At 71.5% G+C, this 17556-nt stretch carries 20 protein-coding genes; 17 read left to right on the forward strand and 3 right to left on the reverse strand.

Translation table 11 applies throughout. The features are described 5' to 3' along the window. Nucleotides 1-136 precede the first annotated feature (136 nt). From GKC29_RS13930 to GKC29_RS13940, 3 genes are all read left to right on the forward strand, one after another. Nucleotides 137-1093, forward strand: coding sequence for a heme o synthase (locus GKC29_RS13930; protein ID WP_155331238.1), 957 nt, complete (start codon nt 137-139; stop codon nt 1091-1093). A 263-nt stretch (nt 1094-1356) separates the two neighbouring features. Beyond that, on the forward strand, nt 1357-1692 hold the full coding sequence (locus GKC29_RS13935; RefSeq protein WP_155331239.1) for a hypothetical protein: 336 nt from the start codon (nt 1357-1359) through the stop codon (nt 1690-1692). Between the two features lie 6 nt (nt 1693-1698). Next, nucleotides 1699-2619, forward strand: a complete 921-nt coding sequence (locus GKC29_RS13940; protein ID WP_155331240.1) for a RimK family alpha-L-glutamate ligase — start codon at nt 1699-1701, stop codon at nt 2617-2619. 112 nt (nt 2620-2731) lie between these two features. Here the strand turns inward: GKC29_RS13940 and GKC29_RS13945 are convergent, their stop codons facing one another. Next, on the reverse strand, nt 2732-3697 hold the full coding sequence (locus tag GKC29_RS13945) for a heme A synthase (protein ID WP_196255869.1): 966 nt from the start codon (nt 3695-3697) through the stop codon (nt 2732-2734). Nucleotides 3698-3794: 97 nt separating this feature from the next. Between GKC29_RS13945 and GKC29_RS13950 the strand changes: the two genes are divergently transcribed. The 11 genes from GKC29_RS13950 (at nt 3795) to GKC29_RS14000 (ending at nt 12687) form a co-directional block, all read left to right on the forward strand. After that, nucleotides 3795-4550, forward strand: coding sequence for a metalloregulator ArsR/SmtB family transcription factor (locus GKC29_RS13950; RefSeq protein ID WP_155331242.1), 756 nt, complete (start codon nt 3795-3797; stop codon nt 4548-4550). Beyond that, nucleotides 4547-5977 carry a Fe-S cluster assembly protein SufB gene (gene sufB, locus GKC29_RS13955; protein ID WP_155331243.1) on the forward strand — a complete coding sequence of 477 codons (1431 nt, stop codon included), beginning with the start codon at nt 4547-4549 and terminating at the stop codon, nt 5975-5977. Before GKC29_RS13950 ends, sufB begins: the two co-directional genes overlap by 4 nt. 97 nt (nt 5978-6074) lie before the next feature. After that, a complete protein-coding gene (gene sufD / locus GKC29_RS13960; protein WP_155331244.1) occupies nt 6075-7217 on the forward strand; it encodes a Fe-S cluster assembly protein SufD in 1143 nt (380 codons plus the stop codon). Then, nucleotides 7217-7543, forward strand: a complete 327-nt coding sequence (locus tag GKC29_RS13965) for a non-heme iron oxygenase ferredoxin subunit (RefSeq protein WP_155331245.1) — start codon at nt 7217-7219, stop codon at nt 7541-7543. The genes sufD and GKC29_RS13965 overlap by 1 nt, the downstream gene beginning before the upstream one ends. After that, nucleotides 7543-8316 (forward strand): Fe-S cluster assembly ATPase SufC, encoded by a 774-nt coding sequence (sufC, locus tag GKC29_RS13970; protein WP_155331246.1) that lies wholly within the window; start codon nt 7543-7545, stop codon nt 8314-8316. Before GKC29_RS13965 ends, sufC begins: the two co-directional genes overlap by 1 nt. A gap of 22 nt (nt 8317-8338) precedes the next feature. Further along, complete coding sequence (locus GKC29_RS13975; protein WP_155331247.1) at nt 8339-9643, forward strand: cysteine desulfurase; 1305 nt, start codon at nt 8339-8341, stop codon at nt 9641-9643. Beyond that, on the forward strand, nt 9643-10119 hold the full coding sequence (gene sufU / locus GKC29_RS13980) for a Fe-S cluster assembly sulfur transfer protein SufU (RefSeq protein WP_155331248.1): 477 nt from the start codon (nt 9643-9645) through the stop codon (nt 10117-10119). The genes GKC29_RS13975 and sufU overlap by 1 nt, the downstream gene beginning before the upstream one ends. Further along, a complete protein-coding gene (locus GKC29_RS13985; protein ID WP_155331249.1) occupies nt 10116-10490 on the forward strand; it encodes a metal-sulfur cluster assembly factor in 375 nt (124 codons plus the stop codon). Before sufU ends, GKC29_RS13985 begins: the two co-directional genes overlap by 4 nt. A gap of 318 nt (nt 10491-10808) precedes the next feature. Further along, on the forward strand, nt 10809-11435 hold the full coding sequence (locus GKC29_RS13990; protein ID WP_155331250.1) for a LysE family transporter: 627 nt from the start codon (nt 10809-10811) through the stop codon (nt 11433-11435). Nucleotides 11436-11576: 141 nt separating this feature from the next. After that, on the forward strand, nt 11577-12239 hold the full coding sequence (locus tag GKC29_RS13995; RefSeq protein WP_155331251.1) for an acVLRF1 family peptidyl-tRNA hydrolase: 663 nt from the start codon (nt 11577-11579) through the stop codon (nt 12237-12239). A gap of 82 nt (nt 12240-12321) precedes the next feature. Further along, nucleotides 12322-12687 (forward strand): SgcJ/EcaC family oxidoreductase, encoded by a 366-nt coding sequence (locus GKC29_RS14000; protein ID WP_155331252.1) that lies wholly within the window; start codon nt 12322-12324, stop codon nt 12685-12687. Between the two features lie 65 nt (nt 12688-12752). Here GKC29_RS14000 and GKC29_RS14005 read toward each other — a convergent pair whose 3' ends face one another. Further along, entirely contained in the window at nt 12753-13667 is a 915-nt protein-coding gene (locus GKC29_RS14005; protein ID WP_155331253.1) for a neutral zinc metallopeptidase, read from the reverse strand. A gap of 244 nt (nt 13668-13911) precedes the next feature. Here GKC29_RS14005 and GKC29_RS14010 point away from each other — a divergent pair, with 244 nt between their 5' ends. After that, entirely contained in the window at nt 13912-15519 is a 1608-nt protein-coding gene (locus tag GKC29_RS14010; protein WP_155331254.1) for an ABC-F family ATP-binding cassette domain-containing protein, read from the forward strand. Between the two features lie 59 nt (nt 15520-15578). Here the strand turns inward: GKC29_RS14010 and GKC29_RS14015 are convergent, their stop codons facing one another. Then, nucleotides 15579-16178, reverse strand: coding sequence for a cadmium resistance transporter (locus GKC29_RS14015; RefSeq protein WP_230689029.1), 600 nt, complete (start codon nt 16176-16178; stop codon nt 15579-15581). Nucleotides 16179-16404: 226 nt separating this feature from the next. Here GKC29_RS14015 and GKC29_RS14020 point away from each other — a divergent pair, with 226 nt between their 5' ends. Continuing rightward, nucleotides 16405-16632 carry a helix-turn-helix domain-containing protein gene (locus tag GKC29_RS14020; protein ID WP_007462679.1) on the forward strand — a complete coding sequence of 76 codons (228 nt, stop codon included), beginning with the start codon at nt 16405-16407 and terminating at the stop codon, nt 16630-16632. Between the two features lie 46 nt (nt 16633-16678). Next, a complete protein-coding gene (locus GKC29_RS14025; protein WP_155331256.1) occupies nt 16679-17446 on the forward strand; it encodes an enoyl-CoA hydratase/isomerase family protein in 768 nt (255 codons plus the stop codon). The last annotated feature ends 110 nt before the right edge of the window (nt 17447-17556 follow it).

The following is a 17556-nucleotide window of genomic DNA, read 5'->3' on the forward strand; positions in this document are numbered from 1 at the left end:
GTGTGACGCCCCGCACCGTTGCCGGGTCGCCCGGGCTGCCAAAACGACAGCGCGTAGTGTGTGGGGCGGTGTGTGGACCCCGAGCCGGGTCGCGCCGATCCCGACCTCCCCAGCCGACGCCGGAAGGTGGCAATCCGTGAGCATGATCACCGAGCGCCCCGTCAGCAACCCTGCCGGGCAGCCGGTGCGCACGGTGCCGGCCGACGAGGCCACCTCGCGGCGGGACGTGCGGGCGGTCGTCGCGGCGTATGTGGCGTTGACCAAGCCCCGGATCGTCGAGTTGCTGCTGGTCACCACCGTGCCCGCGATGATGCTCGCGCACGGCGGCATGCCCTCGCTGTGGCTGGTCGCCGTGGTGCTGGTCGGCGGGTCGCTCGCCGCCGGCGCGGCCAGCGTCCTCAACTGCTACATCGACCGGGACATCGACCAGCTCATGCGGCGGACCAAGCGTCGCCCGCTGCCGGCGCACACCGTGACGCCGCGCAACGCGCTGGTCTTCGGCCTGGTGCTGGCCGTGGTGTCGGTGGCGCTGATGGCGGCGTTCACCAACCTCCTGGCGGCCGGCCTCACCCTGGCGGCGATCGTCTACTACGACCTCGTCTACACCGCCTGGCTCAAGCGCACGACCGCGGCGAACACCTTCTGGGGCGGCGCGTGCGGGGCCGCGCCGGTGCTGATCGGCTGGGCGGCGGTGACCGGTTCGCTGGCGCCCGCCGCGTGGGCGCTGTTCGCGGTGGTCTTCTTCTGGCAGATGCCGCACTTCTACCCGCTCGCCATGAAGTACAAGGACGACTACGCGCGAGCCGGCATCCCGATGCTGCCGGTGGTGGCGTCCACCCGCCGGGTCAACGCCGAGATCCTGGTCTTCGCCTGGCTGACCGTGCTCACCTCGCTGGCGGTCTGGCCGCTCGGGATGAGCGCCGTCTACGGCGTGCCGACCCTGGTGGTGGGCGCGATCTTCCTGGTGGAGGCGCACAAGCTGGCGCGCCGGGCGAGCCGGGGCGAGGCGGTCAAGCCGATGCGGCTGTTCCACTGGTCGACGACGTACCTGACCATCGTGTTCGCGGCGGTCGCGCTCGACGCGTTGATCTGATCCACTCCCGAACAGTCCGGACAAGTCATCCTCATGGATGAGTTGTCCGGCTTTTCATTTGGTAGATAGTAATTTCCTCACACCCTCGGGTCCGTCTTTCACGTTCATGTCTATGCAACTTTGGCGCCACCCATTCGTGAGGAAATTACGGGATAAAACCGGTCGAATCACCTGTGGTCTTCCTTAAACCTCGGGGTAATTGGCATCACAAAAGGTTCACGGAACTCGCCCGCATGGGTGCGAGTCTGCTTAGGCTTCGCGTCATGGCAGATGGTTCCGATACGACGCTGACGGCTGAACAGACCGCCAACGACCAGGCTCCCAACGGCCTGGTTGCCGGGATCAAGTCGTTCGCCGCCGGACACGGCGGGGCGAAGGCGGTCATCGAGTACGTCGGCAAGCGCGGCGCACGCATCGTCCTCGTCGGCTCCGACGGGGCCTGGGGCGACCAGTTCGCGGACGACACCGTCGTCGCGCGGCAGGCGTGCGCCAAGGCGGGAGTCACCGTCGAGAACGCCTGGGAGCGTGAACTGATGGACCAGATGCGTCCGAGCAACGACCTCTGGCGGTCGATGGCCCGGCGCACGATGGCCCGTTGACATAAATTGACCAACCACCACCAGTCGACCCGGGGGGAACCCCGGGTCGCTCTCGTCACCTGCGCCGCCCTGCCCGACCTGGAGGACGACGACCGTCTCGTCGTCGCTCCCCTCGCCGCCCGGGGCGTCAGCGCCGACCCGGTCGTCTGGGACGACCCCGCCGTCGACTGGGCCGCCTACGACCTGGCGGTGCTCCGTTCGCCCTGGGACTACATGCCCCGCCGCGACGAGTTCGTCGCCTGGGCGGCGGCCGTGCCGGCCCTGGCGAACCCGGCGGAGATCGTCGCCTGGAACACCGACAAGCGGTACCTCGACGAGCTCTCCGCCGCCGGGGTGCCGACCGTCCCCACCGCGTGGGTCACCCCCGGCGAGGAGTGGGAACCGCCGGGCGAGCACGGCGAGTACGTGCTCAAGCCCTCGGTCAGCGCCGGCAGCCAGGACACCGGCCGGTACGACCTGGCCGACCCCGGGCACCGCGACCTCGCCCGGGAGCACGTACGGCGGCTCGGCGCGGCCGGGCGGGTCACCATGGTCCAGCCGTACCTCTCGGCGGTCGACACCGCCGGCGAGACCGCGCTGCTGTTCGTCGCCGGCCCGGGCGGCCTCACCTACAGCCACGCGATCCGCAAGGGTGCGATGCTGAGCGGTCCCGACCTGGGCGTCGACGGCCTCTACAAGCCCGAGGCGATCACCGCCCGCACCGCCACGGCGGAGCAGCTGGCGGTGGCCGAGAAGACCCTCGCGGCGGTGCCGGGCGGCCCCGACCGGCTGCTCTACGCCCGCGTCGACCTGATCCCGGGCGCCGACGGCAGCCCGGTCCTGGTCGAGCTGGAGCTCACCGAGCCGTCCCTCTTCCTGGCGTACGCCGACGGCGCCCCCGAGCGCCTCGCCGATGCCATCCTCACCCACCTCACCAGCCGCACCTGACGCCCGCGCCACCTGCGGGCGCGGGGCGCGGCAACTTCGGGGAAGTTGCTGTCTCAAGCGGCAGCGAGGGGACATCTTCCCCGACGTTGTCCCCTCACCACAGCAGCGATCGTCAGGCGTGGACTGCGACCGGTATCTCGGTGGCGGGCGTGGTGCCGGTGGGGGCGGTCGGGCGGCGTTCGCGGGTCGACCAGAGGACCGACAGGGTGGCGAGCCACACCAGGCAGGACCCGAGCATGTGCGCGCCGACGAGAAGCACCGGCAGATCCGTGAAGTACTGGACAAAGCCGACGATCCCCTGAGCCAGCTCGATGACGAGCAGCACGCGGGCGGCGCGGATGGCGCTCGCCGGCCCGCCGACCGCCCGCAGCGCCAGCCACAGCGCCAGGCTCAGGCCGACGAGGAGGAACACCAGGTCGGCGTGCACCTGGGAGATCGTCTCGGGGTTCAGCCCGTTGCGCACCGCGTCGGCGTCACCGGCGTGCGGCCCGCTGCCGGTCACCGCCACGCCGACGACGATCACCGCCGCGCTGACCGCGACAACGATCTGCACCAGCGTCCGGAGCGGCGCCGGGACCAGGGGGTGCGTCGGGCCGTCCGGTTCGTCGATGCGGCGCCAGAGGGCGTAGGCGGCCAGCAGCAGCACCATGGAGACCACGAAGTGGATGCCGACGATCGAGGGGTGCAGTTGCATCCGCACCGTGATCCCGCCGATCACCGCCTGCGCCGCGATGCCCAGCACCACCGCCACGGCCAGCAGCACCACGCTGCGCCGGCGGGGGCGGTGTGCCCACGCGGCCAGCAGCGTGGCACCGGCGATCAGCACCAGGACGAAGGTGAGCAGGCGGTTGCCGAACTCGATCACCCCGTGCACGCCCATCTCGGGCGTCGTGATGTACGACTCGTCGGTGCACCGGGGCCACGTGGGGCAGCCCAGGCCGGACGCGGTCAGCCGGACCGCCCCGCCGGTGACGACGATCGCGACGTTCGCGACGATGTTGGCGAACGCCAGACGGCGCAGCAGGGTGGTGGAGACCGGGAACCGGACGGCAGGAGTCACGGCGCAAATCCTACGCACCGTAGTGGAACCCGATCGGGTGACTCCGCCGGTGCGGTGGTTCGGATCACCGACCCCGGGTTTGCGGGCCCCTGACGAATTACGTAACGTTGGCGTTGTGAAAAACGCGGCGGGGGTCTCCGGGCACCGGCCGGCGCCCGTACCGGCCGCCGGTCAGTCTGCCGCGTCCGATCTCTCGACCCGGGACCGGGTCACCCAGCTGCTGCTGGAGCGGGGTGCCACGACCGCCGCCCAGCTCGGCGACGCGCTCGGGCTCAGCCCGGCCGCCATCCGCCGGCACCTCGACGCGATGCTCGCCGAAGGCGACGTGGTCGCCCGTGAGCAGGCGGTACGCGGTCACCGGGGCCGGGGCCGACCCGCCAAGGTCTTCCTGCTCACCGACGCCGCCCGGATCCGCTGCGGCACCCACCACTACGACAACATGGCGACCGCCGCGCTGCGCTGGATCGCCCGTAACGGTGGGCCGGAGGCGGTGGAGGCGTTCGCCGCCGACCAGGTGGCCGCCCTGGAGGCCCGGTGCCGGGCCGCCATGGAGGACGCCGGCGACGACCCCCTCGCGCGGGCGGAGGCGCTCGCCGGAGCGCTGACCGCCGAGGGCTACGCTGCCAACGCGTCCACGATCGCCTCGGGCGGCCAGCTGTGCCAGCACCACTGCCCGGTGGCGCACGTGGCCGCCGAGTTTCCCCAGCTGTGCGAGGCCGAGACCGCGGTGATCTCCCGTCTGGTCGGCACCCACGTGCAGCGCCTGGCCACCATCGCGCACGGCGACGGGGTGTGCACCACGCACATCCCGGCCCAGCCGGGGCGTGCCCAGTCCGGTAAGACCGTCACCACTGTGAGGACAGATAGATGACCGAGCAGATCGTCCAGCCCCTGACCCAGGAGGAGCAGCTCGCCGCCCTGGGCAACTACGAGTACGGCTGGGCCGACCCCGACGTCGCCGGGGCGATCGCCCAGCGCGGTCTCAGCGAGGCGGTGGTGCGGGACATCTCGGCCAAGAAGAACGAGCCGGCCTGGATGCTCGACCTGCGCCTGAAGGGCCTGCGGCTGTTCGACCGCAAGCCGATGCCGGCCTGGGGCGCCGACCTCACCGGGATCGACTTCGACAACATCAAGTACTTCGTGCGGTCCACGGAGAAGCAGGCCACCAGCTGGGAGGACCTGCCCGAGGACATCAAGAACACCTACGACAAGCTGGGCATCCCCGAGGCGGAGAAGCAGCGCCTCGTCGCCGGTGTCGCGGCGCAGTACGAGTCCGAGGTCGTCTACCACAAGATCCGTGAGGACCTGGAGGAGCAGGGCGTCGTCTTCCTCGACACCGACACCGCCCTCAAGGAGCACGAGGACCTCTTCAAGGAGTACTTCGGCACGGTGATCCCGGTCGGCGACAACAAGTTCGCCGCCCTGAACACCTCCGTGTGGTCCGGTGGCTCGTTCATCTACGTGCCGAAGGGCGTGCACGTGGAGATCCCGCTGCAGGCCTACTTCCGGATCAACACGGAGAACATGGGCCAGTTCGAGCGGACGCTGATCATCGTCGACGAGGGCGCGTACGTGCACTACGTCGAGGGCTGCACCGCGCCCATCTACTCCTCGGACTCGCTGCACAGCGCCGTGGTGGAGATCATCGTCAAGAAGAACGCCCGCTGCCGCTACACGACCATCCAGAACTGGTCGAACAACGTCTACAACCTGGTCACCAAGCGCGCCGTCTGCCACGAGGGCGCCACCATGGAGTGGATCGACGGCAACATCGGTTCCAAGGTCACCATGAAGTACCCGGCGGTCTACATGACCGGCGAGCACGCCAAGGGCGAGGTGCTCTCGGTGGCCATGGCGGGCGAGGGCCAGCACCAGGACGCCGGCGCCAAGATGGTGCACGCCGCGCCGCACACCAGCAGCACCATCGTCTCCAAGTCGATCGCCCGGGGCGGCGGCCGCACCTCGTACCGGGGCCTGGTCCAGGTGCTGGAGGGTTCGCACAGCAGCAGGAGCACCGTGAAGTGCGACGCGCTGCTGGTCGACACCATCTCCCGCTCGGACACCTACCCGTACGTCGACATCCGCGAGGACGACGTGTCGATGGGGCACGAGGCGACCGTCTCCAAGGTCAGCGAGGACCAGCTCTTCTACCTGATGAGCCGGGGCCTCAGCGAGGACGAGGCGATGGCGATGATCGTCCGCGGCTTCATCGAGCCGATCGCCAAGGAACTCCCGATGGAGTACGCGCTGGAGCTCAACCGCCTGATCGAGCTGCAGATGGAGGGCGCGGTCGGCTGACGCCGACCGCGAACGCCGACCCGTCGGGCCGGGCCGGGCGAACCCCGGCCCGCCCTCCGATCAATGACACCGTCGTCGCAGAACAACCAAGGAAGAGATGACTACCCAGGCTTCCGCGCCGCCCAGCACCAAGTCGCAGGCGCTCCGCTCGTACGACGTCGCCGACTTCCCGGCCCTCACCGGCCTGGAGGAGGAGTGGCGCTTCACCCCGCTCAAGCGGCTGCGCGGCCTGTCGGGCGGGGTACAGGCCGCGACCGGCACGGTCGGGCACGAGTACGGCGACCTGCCGGCCGGCGTCACCGTCGAGCGGATCGGCTCGGACGACCCCCGGGTCGGCAGCGTGCTGACCCCGGTCGACCGGATCAGCGCCCTCGCGTACGGCGGTGCGGTCGGTGCGCTGCTGGTGCAGGTCGCCCGCGAGGCCGTGGTGGCCGAGCCGGTGACCGTGCGGGTGGTCGGCCAGGGCGCCGACGCCCTGGCCTACGGGCACACCTTCGTGGAGGTGGGCCGGTTCGCCGAGGCGGTCCTGGTGCTGGAGCACGTCGGTTCGGCGACCCTCGCCGACAACGTCGAGGTCTCCGTGGCCGACGGCGCGAAGCTCACCCTGGTCACCGTGTCCGACTGGGCCGACGACGCGGTGCAGGCGCAGCACCTCAAGGTCAAGCTGGGCCGGGACGCGCGCGTGCTGCACGTCCAGGTGACCCTCGGTGGTGACCTGGTCCGCCAGTACACCACCGTCGAGTACACCGAGCGTGGCGGCGAGGCCGAGCTGTACGGCGTGTACTTCGCCGACTCGGGCCAGCACCTGGAGCACCGGCAGCTGGTCGACCACAGCGTGCCGGACTGCCGCAGCTACGTGGGCTACCGGGGCGCGCTGCAGGGCGACAGCGCCCGCACGGTCTGGGTCGGCGACGTGCTGATCCGCGCCGAGGCGACCGGCACCGACACGTACGAGATCAACCGGAACCTGCTGCTCACCGACGGCGCGCGGGCGGATTCCGTACCCAATCTGGAGATCGAGACCGGCGAGATCGCCGGCGCCGGCCACGCGAGCGCGACCGGCCGCTTCGACGACGAGCAGCTGTTCTACCTGATGGCCCGGGGCATCCCGGAGGCCGAGGCCCGCCGCCTGGTGGTCCGCGGCTTCTTCGCCGAGCTGCTGAACAAGATCCCGGTGGACTCCCTGCGCGAGCGCCTCGGCGAGGCGATCGAGGCCCGGCTGGCGAAGGCCGGCGCCTGATGATCCGCATCTGCTCCACCGAGGACGTGCCGAAGGGCACCGCGATCAGCGCCGACGTCGACGGCACGCAGATCGCGCTGGTCCACGGCGAGGACGGCGAGTTCTACGCCGTGTACGACGAGTGCTCGCACGCCGCCGTCGCCCTCTCCGAGGGGGAGGTGGAGGGCTGCACGCTGGAATGCTGGCTGCACGGCTCGCGTTTCGACCTGCGGACCGGCGAGCCGACCGGGCTGCCCGCCACCGAACCCGTACCCGTCTACCCCGTCGAGATCCGCGACGGTGACATCTACGTCGACCTGACGCCGAGCAATGGAGTGACCCGATAATGAGCACCCTGGAGATCCGCGACCTGCAGGTGTCGGTGAAGCTGCCCGAGGGTGAGCTCAAGCCGATCCTGCACGGCGTCAACCTGACCGTGAAGTCGGGGGAGACCCACGCCATCATGGGTCCGAACGGCTCCGGCAAGTCGACCCTGGCGTACTCGATCGCCGGGCACCCGAAGTACGAGATCACCGGCGGCTCGGTGACCCTCGACGGCGAGGACGTCCTGGAGATGTCCGTCGACGAGCGGGCCCGCGCCGGCCTCTTCCTGGCCATGCAGTACCCGGTCGAGGTCCCCGGGGTCTCGGTGGCGAACTTCCTGCGCACCGCCAAGACCGCGATCGACGGCGAGGCGCCGAAGCTGCGCACCTGGGGCGGCGAGCTGCGCGGCGCCATGGAGCGCCTCCAGATGGACCCGGCGTTCGCCCAGCGCAACGTCAACGAGGGCTTCTCCGGCGGTGAGAAGAAGCGGCACGAGATCGTGCAGCTGGAGCTGCTCAAGCCGAAGATGGCGATCCTCGACGAGACCGACTCCGGCCTCGACGTGGACGCGCTGCGCGTGGTCAGCCAGGGCGTCAACCGGGTGCGCGACACCGGTGACACCGGCCTGCTGCTGATCACCCACTACACGCGGATCCTGCGCTACATCAAGCCGGACTTCGTGCACGTGTTCGTCGCCGGCCGGATCGTCGAGGAGGGCGGCCCGGAGCTGGCCGACAAGCTCGAGGAAGAGGGCTACGAGCGGTACGTCGCCGGGGCCGGGTCGGCGCGGGCCTGACCAGGAAGGGCCGGTCAGGACGATGACCTCCATCGCGATCCCGTCGGGCATGCCGCAGTACGACGACGTGCCGCGCTACGACGTCGCCGCGGTCCGCGCCGACTTCCCGATCCTCGACCGGGAGGTCAACGGGCACCCGCTGGTCTACCTGGACAGCGCGAACACCTCGCACAAGCCGCGCCAGGTGCTCGACGTGCTGCGCGAGCACTACGAGCGGCACAACGCCAACGTGTCGCGTTCGGTGCACACGCTGGGCACCGAGGCGACCGAGGCGTACGAGGGCGCGCGGGCCAAGGTGGCCGCCTTCATCAACGCCCCGAGCGTGGACGAGGTGGTGTTCACCAAGAACTCCACCGAGGCGATCAACATCGTGGCGTACGCGTTCTCGAACGCCTCGCTGCGTCCGGACGCCGACCCGCGCTTCCGGCTGGGCCCGGGTGACGAGGTGGTGATCTCCGAGATGGAGCACCACTCGAACATCGTCCCCTGGCAGCTGCTGTGCGAGCGCACCGGCGCGACCCTGCGCTGGTTCCCGGTCACCGACCAGGGCCGCCTCGACGAGTCGGGCCTGGAGGACCTGGTCACCGAGCGGACGAAGATCGTCTCGCTGGTGCACATGTCCAACATCCTCGGCACCGTCAACGCCACCTCGCGGATCACCGCGCGGGTCCGCGAGGTGGGTGCGCTGCTGCTGCTCGACTGCTCGCAGTCGGTGCCGCACATGCCGGTGGACGTGGTCGACCACGACGCGGACTTCATCGTCTTCACCGGGCACAAGATGTGCGGCCCGACCGGCATCGGCGTGCTGTGGGGCCGCTCGGAGCTGCTCGCGGCGATGCCGCCGGTGCTCGGCGGTGGCTCGATGATCGAGACCGTGGCGATGTCGGGGTCGACCTTCGCCGCGCCGCCGGCGCGGTTCGAGGCGGGCACCCCGCCGATCGCCGAGGCGGTGGCGCTCGGCGCGGCGGTGGACTACCTGTCCGGCATCGGCATGCGGGCCATCCAGTGGCACGAGAAGCAGCTGACCGCGTACGCGCTGGACGCCCTGGCGACCGTCCCGGGGCTGCGGATCTTCGGCCCGACGGTGCCGGTCGGCCGGGGCGGCACGATCTCGTTCGCGCTCGGCGACATCCACCCGCACGACGTCGGCCAGGTCCTCGACTCGCTCGGCGTGCAGGTGCGGGTGGGCCACCACTGCGCCCGCCCGGTCTGCACCCGGTTCGGGGTGCCGGCCACGACCCGGGCGTCGTTCTACCTCTACACCACCACGGAGGAGATCGACGCCCTGGTGGCGGGCCTGGAGCAGGTGCGGAAGGTGTTCGACTGATGCAGCTCGACCAGCTCTACCAGGAGATCATCCTGGACCACTACAAGCACCCGCACGGCCGCGGCCTGCGCGACGCGGACCACCCGGCGGCGACCGTCGCCGAGGCGCACCACGTCAACCCGACCTGCGGCGACGAGGTCACCGTCCGGGTGGCCACCGACGGCGAGGTGCTGCACGACGTCTCGTACGAGGGCTTGGGCTGCTCGATCAGCCAGGCCTCGGCGAGTGTGCTGCACGAGCTGCTGGCCGGCCGGAAGGCCGGTGAGGCGGCCGTGGTGCACGAGGCGTTCGTGGAGTTGATGTCCGGGCGTGGCCAGGTCACGCCGGACGAGGACGTGCTCGGCGACGGGGTCGCGTTCGCGGGCGTGGCCCGTTACCCCGCCCGGGTCAAGTGCGCGCTGCTGCCGTGGATGGCGTTCAAGGACGCCGCGGCACGCGCCGGTGTGGGCGTCAGCCCGACGGAGGTGAAGGCATGAGCAGCGAGGAAACCGCCACCGCGGCGACGCCGGCGACCGGCGGCGGCAAGGCCGCCGTCGCCGACATCGAGGAGGCGATGAAGGACGTCGTCGACCCGGAGCTGGGCATCAACGTGGTCGACCTGGGTCTGGTGTACGGCGTCCACGTCGACGACGAGAACGTCGCCACCCTGGACATGACGCTCACCTCGGCGGCCTGCCCGCTGACCGACGTCATCGAGGACCAGGCCCGGTCGGCGCTGACCACCGGGCCCGGCGGCGGCCTGGTCAAGGACATCCGGATCAACTGGGTCTGGCTGCCGCCGTGGGGCCCCGACAAGATCACCGACGAGGGTCGCGACCAGCTCCGCTCCCTCGGCTTCAACGTCTGACCGGTTTCGCACCGGTCCTGAATCGGGCGCGACACTCGCCAGGGTGCCGCGCCCGAGGCTAATCCGGGGCTGGTGCGACAAAGATCCACTCGGCTTGCCTGAAGTCGGGGTGTCGGCGTGCGCGGGACACCCCGATCTCCATGAAGGCGAGTGGATCAAGCCGAGCCCGGGCGGGAAATCGGTGGACCGCGGGTTCGGGGTGGCGCAGGATGACCGCGTGATCGAGACGTACCCGTTGCAGGTTCCTGTCCGCGCGGCCAGCACCGCGCGTCGACAGCGGACCGTGCCCGGGTCCGGCTCGACCCGCCCCCGACCGTCGTGACCGGGGCGTTCCTGGCCGGGCTGGTCGCCGGATACGGCGTCGCGATCCCGGTCGGCGCCATCGCCGTCCTCATCATGGGGCTCGCCGCACGGACCTCGTTCCGGGTGGGTGCCGCCGCCGCGCTCGGCGTCGCCACCGCCGACGGCCTGTACGCCGCTGTCGCCGCCCTCGGCGGAGCGGCTCTCGCCGCCGTCATCGCCCCCGTCGCCAACCCGCTGCGCCTGCTCGCCGCCCTGGTGCTGCTCGGTCTCGCCGCGTACACCGCCTGGCGGGCGCTCCGGCCGGCGACCGGTACAGCGACCGGCGCCCCACGCCGCGGCCTGGACAGCCCGTCCCGGGCGTTCACCGGGGTGCTCGCGCTGACCCTGCTCAACCCGGCGACCGTGGTCTACTTCGCGGCGCTCGTCCTCGGCCGGCGGGACGCCGCCGACCCCGACCTGACCGTCGCGGGCGCGTTCGTGCTCGGGGCGTTCCTGGCGTCGGCGAGCTGGCAGTTGCTGATCGCCGGCGGCGGCACGCTGGTCGGCCGCGCGCTGTCGGGCCCGCGCGGCCGCCTGCTCACCGCCCTGGCCTCCAGCGCCATCATCGCCGCACTCGCCGTCACGACACTCCTGTCCGGGTAACACCCCCCAACCCTCCGTCACGCGATCTTGCAATTTTCGGTCGCCGATTTCCGGCAATCGTGCCGGTTCGTCAGGGCAGCGAGTGCAAGATCGCGGGGGAGGAGGGCGGCGGGTCGTGGCGGGTGTCGTAGGTTCGGGTGCGTGAGCAGCAGGCCCGCAGCGGGTGGCGGTCGGTGGGTCGAGGTGGACCCACGGCGGGTCGGCCGTTGGGTCGACGGCTTCGCCGACCGGCACGGCCCGCCCGACGTCGGCCCGCAGGCGTACGGGCTGCTGCTCGCCGCCCCGGACGGTGCGACCGCCGAGCTGCACACCCCGCCCGGCGCTCCCGCCGCCGTGGACCTCCCCGGTTTCGTGGCCGCCGCCACCGCGCCCCGGCGGATCGGTCTGCTGCTCGCCCGCAAGGGCGCGGTGGCGGTCGGGATCGCCGTGGGGCAGGACCTGGTGGTGTCGAAGGTGGACACCCGCTACGTGCAGGGGCGCACGGCCGCGGGGGGCTGGTCGCAGCAGCGGTTCGCCCGGCGCCGGGACAACCAGGCGAAGGCGGCCCTGGGCGATGCGGTCGACCTGGCCGTACGGCTGCTGCTGCCCGAGGCGGCGACGCTGACCGCCCTGGTCTGCGGCGGCGACCGGCGGACGGTGGACGGCGTGCTTTCCGACCGGCGGCTGGCTCCGCTCGCGGCACTACGCGCGGACCGGCTGCTCGACGTACCCGAGCCCCGGCACGCGGTGCTGGTCGACGCGACCGTCGCCGCCCGCGCGGTCCGGATCCGGATCCACGACGAGGCACCGGACCGCGCTCGCTGACCCCGGCCGCGACGGTGCCGCCCGCTCCGACCACCGTCCCGATCCGCCCGCGCGGCCCAACCGCCCACCGGAGGAGAAGAGCGTGACCAGCAGCGAGGCCCAGATTCTGCGGACCGTCCTCGACCGGTGGAAATCCGCCGTCGACGCCCACGACCCCGAACGGGTCGCGTCGTGCTTCACCGAGGACGCGATCTTCCAAGGCCTGCAGCCGTACACGGTCGGGCGGGACGGCGTCGCCGAGTACTACGCCGCCCAGCCCCTCGGCCTGACCGCCGCGTACGACATCCGGGAGACCCGGCGGCTCGCCGACGACCTCGTCCTCGGCTACCTGAGTGTCGACTTCGGCTTCACCGACCGGCCGGTGGTGTCGGTTCACCTCGGCGTGATCGTGCGGCGGATCGGCGACGCCTGGTTCATCGGCCACTACCAGGTGTCGCGGCTCGGCTGATCCCGGTACGACGGAACCCCGGCGAGGTGGTGGTCCCACCCTGCCGGGGTCCGGTTCCGATCGGGTTATCGGCTGCCGCCGAAGGTGTCGCAGGACTTCGGGTCGCCGGTTTCGTAGCCCTTCGTGAACCACTCGCGGCGTTGCTCGGACGAGCCGTGGGTGAACTCCTCCGGGTTCACCGGCCGGTTCGCCCGCTCCGAGATGGCGTCGTCGCCGATCTTCTCCGCGGTGTCGATGGCCTGGGCGATGTCCTGCTCGCTGATGCTCTTGAAGATCTTCTGCCCGCTCTCGTCGGCGGTGCCGGTGGCGTTGCGCGCCCACGCCCCGGCGTAGCAGTCGGCCTGGAGCTCCAGCTTCACCGACAGCGCGTTGGCGTTGTCCGGGTCGCGCTGCTGCTGGCGCCGCACCTGCTCGTTGGTGCCGAGCAGGTTCTGCACGTGGTGGCCGTACTCGTGGGCCAGCACGTACGGCTGGGCGAACTCGCCCTCGGCGCCGAGCTGCTCGGCGAGCACCCGGTAGAAGGTCAGGTCGATGTACACCTGCGCGTCGGCGGGGCAGTAGAACGGTCCCACCCCCGAGTCGGCCTGCCCGCAGGCGGTGTTGACGGCCTGGCTGAAGAAGACCGTGTCGGTGGCGCGGTACTGCTCGCCGAACGCCTGCGGCAGGGCGGTCCGCCAGTACGCCTGGATCGAGTTGACGTACAGGGTGTTGCGGCAGTCCAGCTGCTGGAGGGCGTCGTCCGCCGAGCACTTCTGCTCCAGGGAGGTGTTGTCGCCCTGCTCGCCGCCGCCGTTGGTGGCCGCGTTCAGGCCGAAGCCGCCGCCGACGAGGGCGACCAGCACCGCGATGACGATGCCGACGATGCCGCCCCGCCCGCCCCCGATCGGGATGGGGATCCCGCCGACGCCACCGCCGCCGCCGGACCCTCGCCGGTCGTCCACCTGGCTGGTGTCGATCCGCGCGTTCTCGTTCAGCTCCATGTCTACCCCGATCACCGTCTGATTCCGTGTGGTGGTTGCGGTACCGGACCGGGTCCGGACGTCCGTTCCCGTACCCGATGATCTTGGGCGGTAATCCGGCGGGGTGATCCGGCGACGCCCGGTACACTTGCCGCGTGCTGCTCTGCGAAGGCTGAACCGCCCCGCGCCGACGGGTCTCCCGCCCGCCGGCGCTCTCGCGTGCCCTGAGTCAGCCCTTCCAGACCCCGAGAGCGAGTCCTCCGACATGATCACTGCCACCGGCCTGGAGCTCCGCGCCGGCGCCCGGATCCTGCTGTCCGACACCACGCTGCGGGTGCAGCCCGGCGACCGCATCGGCCTGGTCGGCCGCAACGGTGCCGGCAAGACCACCACGCTGAAGGTCCTGGCCGGCGAGGGCCAGCCGTACGCCGGGCAGATCGACCGGCGCAGCAACATCGGCTACCTGCCGCAGGACCCGCGTACCGGCGACCTGGAGGTCACCGGGCGGGACCGGGTGCTCTCCGCCCGCGGCCTGGACGTGCTGATGACCCAGATGAAGGAGCTGGAGGCGAAGCTCGCCGAAGGCGCCGACGACGAGAAGCTGGTCCGCCGCTACGGCGCGCTGGAGGACCAGTTCGCCTCGCTCGGCGGGTACGCGGCCGAGGCCGAGGCCGCCCGCATCTGCGCCAACCTGGGCCTGCCCGACCGGGCCCTCGCGCAGACCATCGGCACCCTCTCCGGCGGCCAGCGCCGCCGCATCGAGCTGGCGCGGATCCTCTTCCGCGACGCGGGCGAGAACGGCGGCGGCATCCTGCTGCTCGACGAGCCGACCAACCACCTGGACGCCGACTCGATCACCTGGCTGCGCGGGTTCCTCGCCAACCACAAGGGCGGCCTCATCGTGATCTCCCACGACGCCTCGCTGCTGGAGGCCGTGGTCAACAAGGTCTGGTTCCTGGACGCCACCCGGTCCGTGGTGGACGTCTACAACCTGGGCTGGAAGGCGTACCTGGAGGCGCGGGAGACCGACGAGCGGCGCCGCCGCCGGGAGCGGGCCAACGCCGAGAAGAAGGCCGGCGCCCTGATGGCGCAGGCCGACAAGATGCGGGCCAAGGCGACCAAGACGGTGGCCGCGCAGAACATGGCCCGCCGCGCCGAGCGCCTGCTGTCCGGCCTGGACGAGGTACGCGTCGCCGACAGGGTGGCGAAGGTGCGCTTCCCGACGCCGGCCCCCTGCGGCAAGACCCCGCTGACCGCGACCGGCCTGTCGAAGTCGTACGGGTCGTTGGAGATCTTCACCGACGTGAACGTGGCGGTGGACCGGGGCTCGCGCGTGGCCATCCTCGGGCTCAACGGCGCCGGCAAGACCACGCTGCTGCGGATGCTGGGTGGCCTGCTGGAGCCGGACACCGGCGACGTGCACGCGGGCCACGGCCTGCGGCTGGGCTACTACGCCCAGGAGCACGAGACGCTGGACGTGGACCGGACCATCCTGGAGCACATGCGGAGCGCCGCCTCCGAGCAGAGCGACACCGACCTGCGCAAGATCCTCGGTGCGTTCCTCTTCTCCGGCGAGGACGTGGACAAGCCGGCCGGGGTGCTGTCCGGCGGCGAGAAGACCCGGCTGGCGCTGGCCACCCTGGTCTGCTCCGGCGCGAACGTGCTGCTGCTCGACGAGCCGACGAACAACCTGGACCCGGTCAGCCGGGAGCAGGTGCTCGACGCCATCGCGCGCTACCCGGGGGCGATCGTGCTGGTCACGCACGACCCCGGCGCGGTGACGGCGCTCAAGCCGGACCGGGCGATCCTGCTGCCCGACGGCGACGAGGACGCCTGGAGCGACGACCTCCTCGAATTGGTCGAGCTGGCCTGACCGCGCCGCCGACGTCGCCCGCCGCGCCGCCGACGTCGCCCGCCGACGCCGGCGGCGGGTCAGCCGGCCAGGTCGAGTAGGTGGCCGACGACGCCGGAGGTGGCCAGGATGGCCACGCCGATGGCGACGAGGACCGCCGGGACGAGCCAACGCCCGGTGCGCTCGACCAGCCGGATCACCCGGGGGTGACCGCCCAGCCAGGCCCCGGCGGCGCACCACAGGGCGATGAGCACCACGAAGATCAGCAGGAAGACGGCGCTGTCGGCGGGGCCCAGCGCCCGGAACACCGGTACGTAGACGGCCACGTTGTCGGCACCGTTGGCGATGGTCACCCCGGCCACGCCGAGCGTCCCGCCGACCACGTCGGGCGCCTCGTCGTCGTCCCGGTCGAGCAGCGCCCGGACGCCGAGCGCGACGGGCAGCAGGCCGAGCAGGCCGGTCCACGGGTCAGGCACCACGAGCAGCCCGGCCGCCACCACCGCGCTGGCCAGAGCGAGCGCCCCGATGCCGAGGTACTGCCCGGCGACGATCTGTCCGGGCCGGGGTCGCCCGGTGGTGCGGGCGGCGACGAAGAACAGCGTCAGGATGACGATGTCGTCGACGTCGGTGGCGGCGAACACGACCGCCGCGCCCGCCGCGCTGCCGAGGAGATCGAACACGCCAGGGAGGGTACGGCGTCCGTGGCCGCTCCGCCGCCTGCCGTATCGGCGCCGGGCCGACCGGCCGGGCCGGTGGCCCCGGGGCCGCGGGGTCACCCTATCGGGAACCTGACATCGCATAGCGTGTCGGTTGGCGAATAGTTGATATCTGGCGCATGATCGTTCGAGGCGGTCTAATAGGTGGGACCGTATCCGAACCGCACAGTCTGGGACGTGAGGACACAGCATGGCAGCCACTGGCACAGCCACCAGCACTGAGAAGGGTCGCCGGATCGTCGGAGCCGAGCGTCAGACGCTCGCCAAGGACCTGGTCAAGCGGTACACCTCGGGGGAGAGCATCCGCGCGCTCGCGGCCTCGACCGGCCGTTCCTACGGGTTCATCCACCGGGTGCTCACGGAGTCCGGGGTGCAGCTGCGGCAGCGCGGCGGCGCCCGGCGTCGCAAGAAGGCGTGACCCGCCCACCAGCGTCGTCCATCAGCGCCGCGCCCCGGGCCGCCCGGTGACCCCCGAGGCGACCGGGGTACGGCTGGAATGCGACGGGCCGATCGCCACGGTCACGTTGTGTCGGCCCGACGTGCTCAACGCCCAGACCCCGGCGATGTGGCGCGCGATGAGCGACTTCTCCCGGGACCTGCCCGGCGACGTGCGCGTCGTGGTCGTACGCGGCGAGGGCCGGGCGTTCTCCGCCGGCCTCGACCTGTCGGTGGCCGGTGCGACCGGGCCGGGCTCGTTCGCCGAGCTGTCCACCCTGCCCGAGCAGGAGTGCGCGGACCGGATCGCCGAGTTCCAGGCCGGTTTCACCTGGCTGCATCGACCCGATCTGATCTCGGTGGCGGCGGTGCAGGGGCACGCGATCGGCGCCGGTTTCCAGCTGGCGCTCGCCTGCGACCTGCGCGTGCTCGCCGAGGACGTCAAGCTCTCCATGGCCGAGGTGACGCTGGGCCTGGTCCCGGACCTCGCCGGCACCAAACGCCTGGTCGAGTTGGTGGGATATTCGCGCGCGCTGGAGATCTGCGCGACCGGCCGGCGGATGGACGCCGCCGAGGCCGAGCGGATCGGCCTGGCCACCCTGGTGGTGCCGACCGCCGAGCTGGACGGTGCCGTCCGGGACCTGACCGCCGGGCTGCTCGCCGGCAACCGGGACGCGGTCGTGGAGATCAAGGCGCTGCTCGCCGGTGCCGCCGGTAGGTCACACGCCGACCAGCAGCGGGCGGAGCGGGAGGCGCAGACCCGCCGGCTGCGCGACCTCGCGGGGCGCGGAGAATAGTCAGTAAGGACCGTTCGGGAAGATCCGGGTTACGACCGAGGTTGTCACAGTCGTCGGGAGAATTGACCTCAGGCGGTGCGGTCGGCCCGACGACCCGGAGGTGAGCGTGT

This window comes from Micromonospora sp. WMMC415, from assembly GCF_009707425.1.
Taxonomy (GTDB): domain Bacteria; phylum Actinomycetota; class Actinomycetes; order Mycobacteriales; family Micromonosporaceae; genus Micromonospora.

Bases quoted from the DNA above. Each gene is read 5' to 3' on its own strand.
- GKC29_RS13935 (WP_155331239.1), top strand. From the start codon at position 1,357: ATGGCAGATGGTTCCGATACGACGCTGACGGCTGAACAGACCGCCAAC.
- sufB (WP_155331243.1), top strand. From the start codon at position 4,547: ATGACCGAGCAGATCGTCCAGCCCCTGACCCAGGAGGAGCAGCTCGCC.
- sufD (WP_155331244.1), top strand. From the start codon at position 6,075: ATGACTACCCAGGCTTCCGCGCCGCCCAGCACCAAGTCGCAGGCGCTC.
- GKC29_RS13965 (WP_155331245.1), top strand. From the start codon at position 7,217: ATGATCCGCATCTGCTCCACCGAGGACGTGCCGAAGGGCACCGCGATC.
- sufC (WP_155331246.1), top strand. From the start codon at position 7,543: ATGAGCACCCTGGAGATCCGCGACCTGCAGGTGTCGGTGAAGCTGCCC.
- GKC29_RS13975 (WP_155331247.1), top strand. From the start codon at position 8,339: ATGACCTCCATCGCGATCCCGTCGGGCATGCCGCAGTACGACGACGTG.
- sufU (WP_155331248.1), top strand. From the start codon at position 9,643: ATGCAGCTCGACCAGCTCTACCAGGAGATCATCCTGGACCACTACAAG.
- GKC29_RS13985 (WP_155331249.1), top strand. From the start codon at position 10,116: ATGAGCAGCGAGGAAACCGCCACCGCGGCGACGCCGGCGACCGGCGGC.
- GKC29_RS14005 (WP_155331253.1), bottom strand. From the start codon at position 13,667: ATGGAGCTGAACGAGAACGCGCGGATCGACACCAGCCAGGTGGACGAC.
- GKC29_RS14010 (WP_155331254.1), top strand. From the start codon at position 13,912: ATGATCACTGCCACCGGCCTGGAGCTCCGCGCCGGCGCCCGGATCCTG.
- GKC29_RS14020 (WP_007462679.1), top strand. From the start codon at position 16,405: ATGGCAGCCACTGGCACAGCCACCAGCACTGAGAAGGGTCGCCGGATC.